Genomic DNA, 11,861 nt, shown 5'->3' on the forward strand with positions numbered 1-11,861 from the left:
GCGCTTTGAGGGTAAGTTTGAGGGCGAGGGGGGAGTTAAAATCACAAAAGGCAACAATTCCAACGCGTTGCCCTAATTTAATGGCGGAGAGGGAGTCCGCAAAACCCCTGTAAGGCGGCGTAATTCGCAATTTGCCGAGAGCCCTTGTCAGCGGGGGATTGCTGGCGAGGCTGTCTGTCACTGTAAGATATTGTCTGCTACAATCTGCGTCATCTTTTAGGGTGATTTTTAGGGTGAGGCAGTGGCCAGGGCATCAAAGCGGATAAGCGCTCGCTTTTACGAGACCGTCAAAGAACCGGGCATGCACGCCGATGGTGACGGGCTCTATCTGGTGGTGAGCCCGACCGGATCGAAGCGGTGGGCGTTTATATTTCAGTGGAACGGCAAGCGAACCGAAATGGGCCTTGGGCGCATGGGGGTGGCAGAGGCTCGCCTTGTAGCAGAGGACGCGCGCCGCAAGGTTGCCCAGGGCGTCAACCCGATCGAGGAACGCAAGGCGTCTAAAGCGCAGGCCCAGGCGGTGGCAACGTTCGGGGCCGAGGCCGATGCCTATATTGCGACCCATGCAACATCATTCCGCAACGCCAAGCACGTTGCCCAATGGCGCATGACGCTATCGGTTCAAAAGGACGACGCCGGCCAGTTCCTAAAGTCAGGGTATTGCCTGGCTATCCAGACCAAGCGAGTTGACCAGATCGACACAGCGCAAGTGCTGGCCGTCCTCAAGCCCGTATGGCAGACCAGACCGGAAACCGCCTCGCGGCTTCGAGGGCGCATAGAGCGCGTGCTTGACGCTGCCAAGGTTCGGGGCCATCGCAATGGTGAAAACCCGGCGCGGTGGCGTGGCCATCTCGACGCCCTTCTCCCCAAGCCCAAAAAGCTGACGCGGGGGCACCATGCAGCAATGCCCTATGGGGACGTTCCCGCGTTAATGGGCAAGCTGAAAGAGAGCGCCGGTATGGGCGCCGCTGCCCTGCGGTTCCTTATTCTGACCGCTGCCCGAGTTGGCGAGGTGGTCGGCGCGAGGTGGGAGGAAATCGACCTCGACAAAGCGGTGTGGATGGTCCCAGCCGATCGGATGAAGGCCGGGCGCGAGCATCGAGTGCCATTGACCGATAGTGCGGTGGCGATATTGCGCGCGCTTCACACTGAGGGCGCGGTGGGCTTTGTGTTCTTCGGAAATCGCCAGGGCACCCACATCAGCGCTGCGACCGTGACCAAGGCGCTGGCAACGGCTGGCGGGTCTGACTTTACCGTCCATGGGTTTCGCAGCTCATTCCGAGATTGGGCAGGCGAGGAAACCAGCTACCCCGAGCGGATAGCAGAGGCAGCGCTTGCCCATGTCATCGGGGACGCCACAGAGCGCGCATATAGGCGCGGCGATGCCCTCGCCAAGCGCCGCAAGCTCATGGACGCATGGGCGAGCTATTGCGCGCCTCGCGCCAACAACGTGCTGCCTATGAAGCGGCAGAGGGCGTAGGGATGCCCCCGCGCGCCCGTATAGCCTACACCCCGGATGCAGACATGCTTTGGGATGGCGAGGCACCAGAAGGCGCGCGCAAGCGCCTGGATGCCATTATCCGCCGCGCGCTCAGTGACGACGAATGGGCGGGCTTTTGCAAAGTGGTGCGGGTGTATGCGTTCCGCTTGAACCATGAAGTTCAAAGCGCCTCCCTGAGCGAGCAGCAAAAGGCGGCTGATGCCGTGGCGCGCGCTGCCGAGGAATTGCAAGCTGCCATAGACGCGGCCAACGCCGGCAGGATGGGGCGGCTTGTCTCTACTCGGGTGGCAGACAGGTGGGCTGAGCTAAGAGACCTCGAAGCCGAGCACGAGAACGACACCGAAGCGATGCGGGCCGACATAGCGGTGATTTGTGAAGATGCCGGGTATGAGGCCCCCGAGGATGAAGCCGATTCGATGATTTACCGCTGGCGGTTCAACGGCTGGCTCACACGGCCCAGGCCGGTGCCTGATTTCATCGAAAGCCTTGGCCAGTTCTCCAGCGCCGCGTCAGTCTTTGCAAAGAGGCTCCGGGTGGGCAGCGAGCATCACGAGACAGCCGGGAGCGCCTTTACCGAGTTTGTCGGCTTGCTTACGGAGTGGATGCGCTCGATCGGGCTGCCAACTGGGGCCTCAAAGATTGAAGGCGGGACTGGCGGAATGGTGACGCAAATCGCCATGGAGGTGGACGGCTATATCCCTACCCTTCACAAGCCAAGCGGCGAAAGAGAGCCTGTGCAGATGCGGCAGCCACCAGCTCAGCCCGAAACATGGGCCGCAAGAGTCATTGCTGCTCAGCGTCAATACGAGGCAGACCGCCCCGCCCCTTGCTCCGATGGGGACGGATAGGCGGCGAAAGCGTCGGCTATAAATCCCTAAGTGTAAGCCCCCGGTGGCAGCTAGTTTGTTCGTGTCAGAACAACTTGCCTCAAGAGGGTGTGACCATGCTTCGCAAGCCGCTTTATACTGTGAACGACTTCCTTTCCGAGTTCAGCGTAAGCCGCTGGACGTTCTACCGCCTTGTCAACTCTGGAGAGTTGAAGGCCAAGAAAATGGGATCGCGCACAGTCGTTACCGCAGCCGATGCCCAGGCATGGCTTGATAGCCTGCCAGGCCGCGACCCCCAGGCCGAGGCGAACGCCGCCTAACCAAAACCCAAAAGAAAGGCCCCAACGGCAAGAGCCGGGGGCCAGAGAGATAATTCCATGACATCGCTATACCACGAGCGCGCCTTGCCGCGCAACGATACCGGCTTGCCTAATTTCTGGATGGCCGACCTATCCCCCACAACTCCCCCCGAGCGCGATTGCGAGCCCCAGCGCGGGCTAACGAGCGGTGGCCGTCTGGTGTTTTCCCGCACTGGCCGGCCCGCCTCGACTTGCAACGCAATCGCCCGTCTCGCTGGCATCGGAGAACCCGAACATGTCTAAACTCACCTTGACCGTTACCATCCACCATGAAGGCCAGCCCCCGGCATCGTTTACCGCAGTGGGGCGCGTTGCGTGGGCCTTGTTGCACTTGCTCAATGCCGGCCCGAAAGGGATTACCGTGATTGAGCGACCAGCCCCGCGTTGGAGCCAATACATCATGTTGTTGCGGCGCAGCGGCGTTGCGATCGAGACGAGGGACGAGCCCCACGAAGGCGACTTCGCCGGCCATCATGGACGCTACATTCTGCATAGCCGCGTGACCGTCGCAGGGGGCAACCTCACCGAATGGCTCCAGAGCCCAACCGGACGCCGCGACTTCCCCGATGGCCTTCGCCCCAGTCGGCTGGAGGCAGCATGAAAGCCCAGGCCGACAAGCGGGCAGATGAGGCGGTGGAGTGGCTTGTTGCGAATTGGGCGCAGGCCATCAACAAGCCCTTGACTGTCACCCTCAAAGACAAATTCGGGTTGGGGCGCGCTGAGTGCCCCGCCATCATCGCTAGGGCGATCCGTCAACGCCAGCTTGGGGGTGCGCAATGACTCTCGAGAGTTGGGGCTACGTTGCCGAGATCGAGCAAGACGTTTTGGGCGGCATCCTTGCGGGGGGCGACCATCGCGGCGTGCTGTCCGAGCTGGAAGACGATTGTTTCCTTGAGCCGATCCATCGCGAAATCATGGCTGCAATCCGGGTGGCAAGCGAGCGCTATGGCACGACCGCGCTACCTACCGTCGCAAAGCTCATACCCAAAGAAACGCTCGAATCCTTCAAGCGCCAAACGGGTGGCGAGCTGGGGCCATACCTTGCCGGCATAGTCGGGCAAAGGAGCTTGGGCGGGGCAATGCTGATCCGGGGCGCGCGGGCCGTCAAAAGCCAATGGGCGCGCATAGAGATGGGCCTGGAGGTTGCAGCCGCGACCGAGGCGGCACGCGACCCCCAGACCGACCACAAGCGGCTGGCCGTGTCCCTTATGGGTACCCTAGACGAAATAGCAGCCAGGGCCGGAAAGGGTGCGCGCACTCAAACCTGCATGGCTATTGGTGACGCGGTGGGGGCTGCCTTGGACGAGGCAAGAGAAGCGCGGGCGCGCGGTGGGCTAGGAGGCATCACAACGGGCCTTGTGGACCTCGACCGGGCAACAGGCGGCTTTCATCGCCGCGACCTCGCCATAATGGCAGCCCGTCCGTCCATGGGTAAGACGACAATAGGGATCGAGTTTGCAAGGGCCGCTGCAATGGCTGGCCATGGCGTCGGTTTCTTCTCCCTCGAAATGGACAACGCCAAGTTGGGCGCGCGCTTCGCCAGCTCGATCGCCAACCTATCGGGCACGCGCGTTCCCTATCAGGACATCATCAAGGGGGACATTGGCGAGGCGCAAGAGCGGGCCATTGAGGGCGCGCGCGAACGCTTTCGGGATCTGCCTATCATCCTTGAGGACCAGTCGGGGCTCACCATGGCGCAAATGCGCGCCAAAACCGAAAGCATGCTGGAGGCCGCAGAGCGCCAAGGCTGCCCAATGCAGCTCTTGCTAGTGGACCATCTGGGCAAGGTGAAGCCCAGTACCCGCTACGCCGGCAACCGCAACAACGAGATTGGCGAAATCACAGACGGGCTCAAAGAGCTGGCCCGAGAGTATGAGATTGCGGTGGTGCTCTTGTCGCAGCTCAGCCGAGGCGTTGAAAGCCGAGAGGACAAGCGGCCAGGCCTTATGGACTTACGCGATTCTGGCAACATCGAGCAGGACGCCGACAGCGTGTTTTTCCTCTATCGCGAGGCCTATTACCTGGAGCGCGCGCGGCCAGACGACCCCGACAAGCGGATTGAATGGGAGGCCGATCTGAGCGCCGTTCGCAACGCTGCAGAGCTGATTATCGGCAAGCAGCGCAATGGCCCGACATGCACGATCGATCTGTTTATGGACATGGCCGTTTCCAGCGTCGGCAATGCCACGCGGGCACACGAAGCCGCAGCATAGAAAGAACCCGAGCTATGGCACAATTCCCAGCCTTGCCCCTCTTCACTGATGCGTACCTAGCCGACACGCGCCACCTGTCTGCAGAGCAGCATGGGGCCTATTTGTTGCTGCTCATGGAAGCATGGCGGCGCCCGTCTTGCGCTTTGCCAGATGATGACGACACCTTGGCGCGCTTGGCCTGTCTCAGCAGCGAGCGATGGGCAGTCAATCGTGACACGGTAATGGCATTCTGGACCCTTGACGGCCGCAAGCGAGAATGGACGCAAGCCCGACTGCTCGATGAACGCGCTTATGTAGTCAAAAAAAGCCAGTCGCAGAGCGACAAAGCCGCAAAGCGTTGGAATAGAACGAAAAAAGCTGATGCCGTGGCAATGCCGGAAGGTATGCCGGAAGCATGCCCCAGCGATGCCCCCACACCCACACCCACACCCATTAAAGTAGATACTAGCGTATCTACTTTGTCGGATGGACAGAAGCGATCGAAAGCAAGGAAAGCCTACACGCCGGAGTATGAGGGCTTTTGGGCTAACTACCCCTCAACCCAAGGCATGTCCAAGCTAGACGGCTTCAAGGCTTGGCAGGGGCTCACCGCAACACAGCAAGCCCAGGCGGTGGCCTCTATCCCCGCCTATAAGGCCCTCTTGGCGAGAACGCCCGACCGCAAGGTCAAGCATGTCCAAGGCTACCTCAACGGGCGCATGTTCGAGAGCTTTACAGGCGAGACAGTGACCGAGCTGGAAACCCCCGAGCGGTGGAGGATGCGCCTGGAGCACGCGCGGGTTAACCGCATGTGGCATTCCCAGAAGTGGGGGCCGATGCCAGGGCAGAGCGGGTGCCGGGTGCCGGGTGATTTGCTGGCCGATGGTGATGGCGCTGGCTGGAGAGATGAGGCCAAAAAAGCAGCGTGAACGACAGCATCTAACAGCCACTTACGGAATATAACAAAGCCTTACAAATCAATAACTTAGCTTTCTGGAACCCTGTTTTTGTGCTAGTCTTGCACAAGATTCGATTTGCCCGCGAGGAACGCAAAATGCGCTCGAAACTTCAGACCCGCGACCCTTTGGACGACCGGCTCCATATCGCCATCACCCCCGAGCAGAAACGCCAGGCGTTTGAAGCGGCGGCACGGAAAGGCGTCAGCGTCAGCCAGCTCATGCGCGTGGCGATCGACAAGGCCATAAACAGCCCCCGCGAACCGATGGAGGCTTAGGCCATGGCGACCCAGCAGAACCGCACAGGTCTCCTAGACATGATGGGCCAGGGCGACAGTGGTTTCGCCAACTGGCTCAATCCACGACGCAACGCAATAATGGGGTTCGGGGCCGGACTGGTCGGGCACGACACGGCCAAGGGGCGAATGGCGGGTGCCGTCCAAGGCATGATGCAAGGGCGCGAACAAGACACGGCCTACCAGACGCTGCAGCAAGAGCAGGCCGACCGACAGCAGGCGGTTCTCAAGGCAGCCGGCGCAATGCGCGAACGCGGTTATGGCGACATTGCCGATTTTGTGGAGCAAGGCGGGATGGACCCCCAAACCGGGTGGACCTCGATCCTTCGCAACATGTCCGACCGCACCGCTGGCAACCCGTTTGAGTTGCGGACGGTTGGGGATTCCCTGCTACGTGTGAACACGGCAACGGGCGAGTTCGACACAATTTTCGCGGGCTCGCAAGCGCCGACCCCGACCGACACCCAGCGCAACCTTGAATGGCGCGCTGCCCAGGCAGGGCTAGCGCCGGGCACGCCGGAATATCAGCAATTCATGCTTTCGGGCGGATCTGGTGGCACCTCGCTTTCGGTAACGCCGGATGGCGGGGTTACTTTCAGCCAGGGCGGTGGCACGCGCCCTTTGACCGAGCAGCAAAGCAAGGACGCGGTCTATGCTACCCGCGCGGCGGGCGCACTCGGGACGTTGAACGAGTACGACACAGAGCTAACCAACTTCGTGCAAGGCGCGATGGGCAACGACCCAACCGGGCTCATTCGCGGGCAGCAGTCCGCAGAGTATCAGGTGGCCGATGTGGCGGGGCGCGAGTTCCTTGCGGCCATCCTGCGCAAAGACTCGGGCGCGGCCATCCAAGAATACGAAATGCAAAACTACGGGGCCATGTTCCTACCCCGCCCAGGCGATACCCCCGCAACGATCGAGTACAAGCGCCTCGCTCGCCAAAGGGCGCAAGAGGCCCTTGAAGCGGGCATGTCTCCCCAGGCGATTATCAACCAAGAGAACGCCTTGCGGGCTTCGGGCGGCACGGCACCTTTCCAGGTCAATGGCCAGCCCCAACCGGGTGGTGCCGGTGGCAGCTCTGACCCTCTAGGAATCCGCTAATGGCCTCGATCGCTGAAATCCGCCAGCAGTACCCGCAATATCAGGACTTGAGCGACCAGCAGCTTGCCGACGCGCTCTATAGCAAGTTTTACAGCGACATGCCGCGCGCTGAGTTCAACCAGCGTGTCGGGCTGGGGGCGCAACAGCAGCAAGACCCCGCCAACCCGACGATAAGCGCGGGCGGGCGACAGATACCGATGGCCGAATATCAGGCGATGAGTGAAGCCGAGCGGCAGGCCATCCGTGGCGAGATTGCCGCAAGCGGTTCTCACAGTCCAGCCCAGCAGACCCCCGCGCCGCAGCAAGCCAACCCGCTTGCCGAGGCCGCAGCGGCAGGGCTGACTTGGACAGAAAACGCTATTTCGGGGATTCCGATCGCGGGGCCGGCGCTCCAGGGAATTGGCGACCTCGCAACCACTGAAATCGGCGGGCGTCTCACAGGGCAAGACCCGGCTGCCATGCGCGAGCAACTGACGGCGAACCGCGACCAGCGAGCTCAGCAGTTCCCCATGACGGCAGCGTCGGGCAGTATCAGCGGCGCGGTGGTGCCCATGCTGGCCGCAGGCGGGACAACGCTGGGGGCGCAGGCTCTTGGCGTTACCGGCCCTTCTCTTGGCGCGCGGGTTGCGGCGTCTGGGACGTCGGGCGGCGTCGTCTCGGGGCTCGATACGGCAGCGCGAGGCGGCACGCCAACCGACATTGCGGCAAGTACCGGCATCGGGGCAGGCTTGGGGGCAGCCGTCCCAGGTGTGGCCGCGCTGGCATCATCGGCGGGCGGGGCAGGGCAGAACGTGTTTAACACCTTGCGCGGCAGCACAGGGGGCAACGTGGACGATTTGGCGGCGCTCCGTCTGTCCGCTGCTCGCGGTGTGGACCAGTCCGGTGGCCTTCCAATGCTGACCCAGGCCGACGAGGCAGCGGCACGCCTTAACGGCCAGCCAATCCTAAACATGGACCGGGGCGGGCAAACGACGCTTTCCCTGATGCGCTCTGCAGCGAACCGCAACCCCAATGCTCTGGGCACCGTTACCAGCGCGGTCAATGAGCGCTTTGGCATGCAGTCGAGGCGAACAGTCGATTTTTTCAACCGCGTGATGGGCGGTGACGTTTCGGATCTGGCGCGGCGTGAGGAAATCGGCACCGTGGCCCGGGCCGTCAATGACGTAAATTATCAGCGCGCAATGTCGAGCCCTCAAGCGCAAGTCGTCTGGAATCGCGACCTGCAAAACCTGATGCAGTCCGACGCAGTGCAGCGATCCGTCGCAAACGTTGGGCGTCGATCGTCAAACCTTGAGGCCTTGAGCGGCCAGGTAGCTATTCGCAATCCGTTTGTACAAGGCCGCGATGGTATCTATCGGGTCGCATCTTCAAACGGGCGCGAGGCTTACCCGAACCTGGCGTTCTGGGACATGGTCAAGCGAGACCTCGACAGCCAGATCGGCGTAGCTCAGAGGTCCGGCGACAAGTCCTTGTCCGGTGACCTTATGGCCGTCAAAACCCGGCTTGTTTCAACCCTTGATGCACAGGTCCCGGCCTATGGGAAAGCGCGGGCAGGGGCATCCTCATTCTTCGGGGCAGAAAACGCATTAGACGCAGGGCGTAATGCTTGGAGGGCACCAAAGGCGATCGATGAATCCCTAGCCGCACTGGGGAAGCTGTCCCCTCCAGATCGGAGAGCCTTTGAGGTTGGCCTTGTGTCCCAGATCATGGACGATGTCCGGGCAGGGAACAACCGTGTCAATATGATGCGCTATTTTGATACGCCGGCGCGCAAGCAGCTTCTGGCTGAAGTCCTAGGCCCCAGGAAGGCGCGGGAGATGGAAGCCTTTGTCCGCATTGAGGATATCATGGAACGGGGGCGGTCTGCTCTTGGGGGCTCCACGACAACGCGGCAGCTTCAAGAGCTTGGGCTATCCAGTGCCATGGGGGCAGGCGCTGGCGGGTTTAGCGGCCTAATGACTGGCGACCTTTCAACCGGGCTAACGGTTGGCATGATGGCAATGGCAGGGCGCAGGGGCTATCAGTCTCTTGGCAAGAAAGCAGACGACGCCATCCTGCAGCGTGTGGCCGAAATGCTGGCCTCTGGCGACCCCGCGCTAATCCAGCGGGCTACCGCGAACGCCATGCTGAGCAAGCCACACATGCAGGCTCTAGAGGCCATCCAACGCGGCATTGGCGCGGTGGCGCGCGGTTCGGCTGTCATGGCCGCAACCGATTAACCGCCAAAGAACGGGGCAATCCACTCATGCACAATTCGGCTGTCATGAAGCCAGAAAAAGACGGGGGCCAGGACGACCACGGCGATGGCATAGCCAATGTAGTGCCAGGCGTCATAGCGCGGTTCTTCGGGTTGCATGAAGGCTCACTTTGTTTGCGGGGCTCTAACCAATGGCAAATCTAAACACGCTTTCGCCTCGCGACCAAGAGCTACTCATCAGACTGGCGGCAACCGAGGTTGACCATCGGCTTGCGGCCATCAACCCGCAAGAGTACGCGCGCCAAGCCCAAGGCGTGATCGATACGGTTCTAAACCGCGTGGCTTCGCCAGAGTTTCCCAACACCATCGAGGGGGTGGCAAACCAGAGGCGGCAATTCAGCAAGATAACCGGCCCTTCCAACCTAAACCCCTATGGCGAGGTTGCGAGCATTCCCGCAAGCGTGGTGCCGGCTGAGTTTCGCGACCTTGCCGCCTCTCACTTGCAGTCGAGGCAGTCGGGGGCACCGTCAACAATCGGCGGTGGCCTGCACTACGCCAACCCTGCAGCAATCACCCCGAACAATCGTGGGTGGGTTTCGGCCTTGTCGGGGCCAAGGGTGGGCGAGGGGCAATTTACGCATGTCCACGGCACCACAGAGGGCTTTACACCAGTCGAGGCGACCTTTGCCCCGCGCGTGCCTCCAACGCCCCCCAGGCGTCCCGAAACGGCTCTAGCGGCCATCGACGGGGCAATGGGTGGCGGCAGCCCTCCAGCGCGACCGGAATCCCTTGCAGCCTATATGCCAGGCTCAACCCAGGCTGCGCCGCCAGCCCTGCCCCCGCAGCTCCCCCGGCGCGATCCTCGCATGGCCTCGCGGCAAATCAACGCTCTTGCCGGCGCTGTCCCCGATGAGGTTTTGCCAAGGCTCAATGACGCCAACATCAACGAGCGCGTTATTGACGCCTATGGCCCAGACCCCCAGGCGACGAGCCCCACGCAAGACCTCTGGTTGGATTATCAAGCCTGGATGGAGCAAAGCACGCCGGGAACGCCTTCTGGCCGATACCCTCGATCGGCTCCCGATTTGCCAGTGAACGTGCCTAGCACGCCAAGCGCGCGCCAACCCCGCATGGTCCCGGCTGTCCCGGCACAGGTGCCAAGCACACCCTCTGCGCGAGGTGGTCGGGTGGCAAGCTCTGCCCCCGTACCTGTTACGCCGCCCATGGCCCCGCCGCGCCCGCCGATTAATGCGCCGTCAACGCCATCGGCGCGAGGGGGGCGCAGTGCAGCCCCTGCCTATCCGCAGCGCACAATGGCCTCGCTAGGCAACGTCCTATCGTCTGGCGTCATGGACCCCGCAACCGACATGGGGCCCTACAATGCCATCATCGACCAGTATCGGCCCGGTTCGGCAGTGCCGCCTTTGCCGCAAGCCGACCCCAGAACCCAAATGGGCAACGTGCCATTCCCTTGGCCCGACAGCTTGCCGACAGTGGCGACGCCGGGTGTGCCGGGGCCTATCGACCCAGTGACCGCAGCACCAGTTCTAACGGCTGACTTGCCGCCTCTCCGATCGAGCGCGCCCACACAAGTGGCAAGCGCTCCTGTGCCACCAATGCGCCCCTCTGGGCTATCGGCTCCTCAGTACGCGCCCCCGCCTGCCCCTGCTCAGGTCGCAGCACTTCCACAAGTGCCGGTGCCGCCTCAGAGGCCACCCATGGCGACGTTCGCAGGCGAAACAGTCGGCGCGAACCCACTAGAGGCCTTTGTCGGCGGCGTGCAAAACTTCGCTCAGAACGGCGGGCTCTTGGGCATGGGGGCCAATCTCCTGACCGGTCGCGGCTTCTTGCCGGGTGATGCGGGCGTTCTGCCCCAATTCAGGCAACAGATTCAGGACCGGATGGGCGAAGGCGCGGACCCGATCAGCGCCTTGTTTTCGCGCCGCGTCATGCCTGCCCCAACGTTCTCTACGTCGAGGCCAGAAGGGCGGTCGGTGCGGGCAACTCAGGTCGGGCCATCGGGCACGCGGGAAGGCTATCTCACGGCGTCCCAGAAGCCGCGCGTCGGCTCGGGCAACTACAACGCATCGGTTCGGGACGCCAACATGGCTGCGCTTCGCAATGCCGAGGGCAGGACCATGCGCGAAAAGATCGAAAACCATATGCGTTCGGGCGGAGCGCTTCATAAGGCATAGGGGTAGCCCATGAGACTCGACCAACAGCAAGCCCAGCTTCAAGGCGACGAGACGCCCCAGGCGGCAACCGGCATCGAGAGCGCATTGGTCACTGTGCCATTGCGGCAAGCGATTGGTGACGCCGCCTACGGCTATGAGATGATGCTAGACATCGCTTACGGGCTTATCTCCAGCCCTTGCCCAGAGATGTGGCTTGACTACCTCGACCGCCTCCAGCCTGAGCTTTGGCCAGCTCTG

The 11,861-nt window shown here is 62.2% G+C and carries 13 protein-coding genes and 1 pseudogene; 13 read left to right on the plus strand and 1 reads right to left on the minus strand.

The features are described from left to right. Positions 1 to 241: 241 nt before the first annotated feature. From BLR31_RS01635 to BLR31_RS01680, 11 genes are all read left to right on the plus strand, one after another. Positions 242 to 1,480, plus strand: a complete 1,239-nt coding sequence (locus tag BLR31_RS01635; protein ID WP_244504912.1) for a tyrosine-type recombinase/integrase — start codon at positions 242 to 244, stop codon at positions 1,478 to 1,480. Between the two features lie 2 nt (positions 1,481 to 1,482). Next, a complete protein-coding gene (locus tag BLR31_RS01640) occupies positions 1,483 to 2,349 on the plus strand; it encodes a hypothetical protein (protein ID WP_090590347.1) in 867 nt (288 codons plus the stop codon). 95 nt (positions 2,350 to 2,444) lie between these two features. Next, a complete protein-coding gene (locus tag BLR31_RS01645) occupies positions 2,445 to 2,648 on the plus strand; it encodes a helix-turn-helix transcriptional regulator (protein ID WP_090590350.1) in 204 nt (67 codons plus the stop codon). 57 nt (positions 2,649 to 2,705) lie between these two features. Then, positions 2,706 to 2,930 (plus strand): hypothetical protein, encoded by a 225-nt coding sequence (locus tag BLR31_RS21305; RefSeq protein ID WP_143009284.1) that lies wholly within the window; start codon positions 2,706 to 2,708, stop codon positions 2,928 to 2,930. After that, the gene (locus tag BLR31_RS01650; protein WP_176762458.1) at positions 2,923 to 3,288 is read left to right on the plus strand and encodes a winged helix domain-containing protein; all 366 of its coding nucleotides are present in this window, start codon (positions 2,923 to 2,925) and stop codon (positions 3,286 to 3,288) included. The genes BLR31_RS21305 and BLR31_RS01650 overlap by 8 nt, the downstream gene beginning before the upstream one ends. After that, the gene (locus BLR31_RS01655) at positions 3,285 to 3,467 is read left to right on the plus strand and encodes a hypothetical protein (protein ID WP_090590354.1); all 183 of its coding nucleotides are present in this window, start codon (positions 3,285 to 3,287) and stop codon (positions 3,465 to 3,467) included. Before BLR31_RS01650 ends, BLR31_RS01655 begins: the two co-directional genes overlap by 4 nt. After that, the gene (locus tag BLR31_RS01660) at positions 3,464 to 4,900 is read left to right on the plus strand and encodes a replicative DNA helicase (RefSeq protein WP_090590358.1); all 1,437 of its coding nucleotides are present in this window, start codon (positions 3,464 to 3,466) and stop codon (positions 4,898 to 4,900) included. Before BLR31_RS01655 ends, BLR31_RS01660 begins: the two co-directional genes overlap by 4 nt. 14 nt (positions 4,901 to 4,914) lie before the next feature. Then, positions 4,915 to 5,808, plus strand: coding sequence for a DUF1376 domain-containing protein (locus tag BLR31_RS01665; protein WP_176762459.1), 894 nt, complete (start codon positions 4,915 to 4,917; stop codon positions 5,806 to 5,808). A 125-nt stretch (positions 5,809 to 5,933) separates the two neighbouring features. Beyond that, entirely contained in the window at positions 5,934 to 6,113 is a 180-nt protein-coding gene (locus tag BLR31_RS01670; protein WP_143009285.1) for a hypothetical protein, read from the plus strand. A gap of 3 nt (positions 6,114 to 6,116) precedes the next feature. After that, positions 6,117 to 7,232 carry a hypothetical protein gene (locus BLR31_RS01675; protein WP_143009286.1) on the plus strand — a complete coding sequence of 372 codons (1,116 nt, stop codon included), beginning with the start codon at positions 6,117 to 6,119 and terminating at the stop codon, positions 7,230 to 7,232. Further along, on the plus strand, positions 7,232 to 9,451 hold the full coding sequence (locus tag BLR31_RS01680) for a hypothetical protein (RefSeq protein WP_090590370.1): 2,220 nt from the start codon (positions 7,232 to 7,234) through the stop codon (positions 9,449 to 9,451). Before BLR31_RS01675 ends, BLR31_RS01680 begins: the two co-directional genes overlap by 1 nt. Here the strand turns inward: BLR31_RS01680 and BLR31_RS21530 are convergent. Beyond that, positions 9,448 to 9,588 (minus strand): hypothetical protein, encoded by a 141-nt coding sequence (locus BLR31_RS21530; protein WP_176762460.1) that lies wholly within the window; start codon positions 9,586 to 9,588, stop codon positions 9,448 to 9,450. The two genes, BLR31_RS01680 and BLR31_RS21530, sit on opposite strands and share 4 nt — an antisense overlap. 32 nt (positions 9,589 to 9,620) lie before the next feature. Between BLR31_RS21530 and BLR31_RS22275 the strand changes: the two are divergent. Both BLR31_RS22275 and BLR31_RS21960 read left to right on the plus strand, forming a co-directional pair. Then, a pseudogene (locus BLR31_RS22275) lies at positions 9,621 to 9,998 on the plus strand (cell wall hydrolase); the annotation flags it as partial. 1,149 nt (positions 9,999 to 11,147) lie between these two features. Continuing rightward, positions 11,148 to 11,624 carry a hypothetical protein gene (locus BLR31_RS21960; protein ID WP_244504913.1) on the plus strand — a complete coding sequence of 159 codons (477 nt, stop codon included), beginning with the start codon at positions 11,148 to 11,150 and terminating at the stop codon, positions 11,622 to 11,624. Positions 11,625 to 11,861 lie beyond the last annotated feature (237 nt).

Origin of the sequence: Pelagibacterium luteolum, from assembly GCF_900100665.1 — a bacterium.
In the GTDB taxonomy this organism is placed as follows: domain Bacteria; phylum Pseudomonadota; class Alphaproteobacteria; order Rhizobiales; family Devosiaceae; genus Pelagibacterium; species Pelagibacterium luteolum.

Coding starts and splice junctions, on each gene's coding strand:
- BLR31_RS01680 (WP_090590370.1), top strand. CDS start 7,232: ATGGCCTCGATCGCTGAAATCCGCCAGCAGTACCCGCAATATCAGGAC.
- BLR31_RS01665 (WP_176762459.1), top strand. CDS start 4,915: ATGGCACAATTCCCAGCCTTGCCCCTCTTCACTGATGCGTACCTAGCC.
- BLR31_RS01645 (WP_090590350.1), top strand. CDS start 2,445: ATGCTTCGCAAGCCGCTTTATACTGTGAACGACTTCCTTTCCGAGTTC.
- BLR31_RS01670 (WP_143009285.1), top strand. CDS start 5,934: ATGCGCTCGAAACTTCAGACCCGCGACCCTTTGGACGACCGGCTCCAT.
- BLR31_RS01640 (WP_090590347.1), top strand. CDS start 1,483: ATGCCCCCGCGCGCCCGTATAGCCTACACCCCGGATGCAGACATGCTT.
- BLR31_RS21305 (WP_143009284.1), top strand. CDS start 2,706: ATGACATCGCTATACCACGAGCGCGCCTTGCCGCGCAACGATACCGGC.
- BLR31_RS21530 (WP_176762460.1), bottom strand. CDS start 9,588: ATGCAACCCGAAGAACCGCGCTATGACGCCTGGCACTACATTGGCTAT.
- BLR31_RS01650 (WP_176762458.1), top strand. CDS start 2,923: ATGTCTAAACTCACCTTGACCGTTACCATCCACCATGAAGGCCAGCCC.
- BLR31_RS01660 (WP_090590358.1), top strand. CDS start 3,464: ATGACTCTCGAGAGTTGGGGCTACGTTGCCGAGATCGAGCAAGACGTT.
- BLR31_RS01655 (WP_090590354.1), top strand. CDS start 3,285: ATGAAAGCCCAGGCCGACAAGCGGGCAGATGAGGCGGTGGAGTGGCTT.
- BLR31_RS21960 (WP_244504913.1), top strand. CDS start 11,148: ATGGCGACGTTCGCAGGCGAAACAGTCGGCGCGAACCCACTAGAGGCC.
- BLR31_RS01675 (WP_143009286.1), top strand. CDS start 6,117: ATGGCGACCCAGCAGAACCGCACAGGTCTCCTAGACATGATGGGCCAG.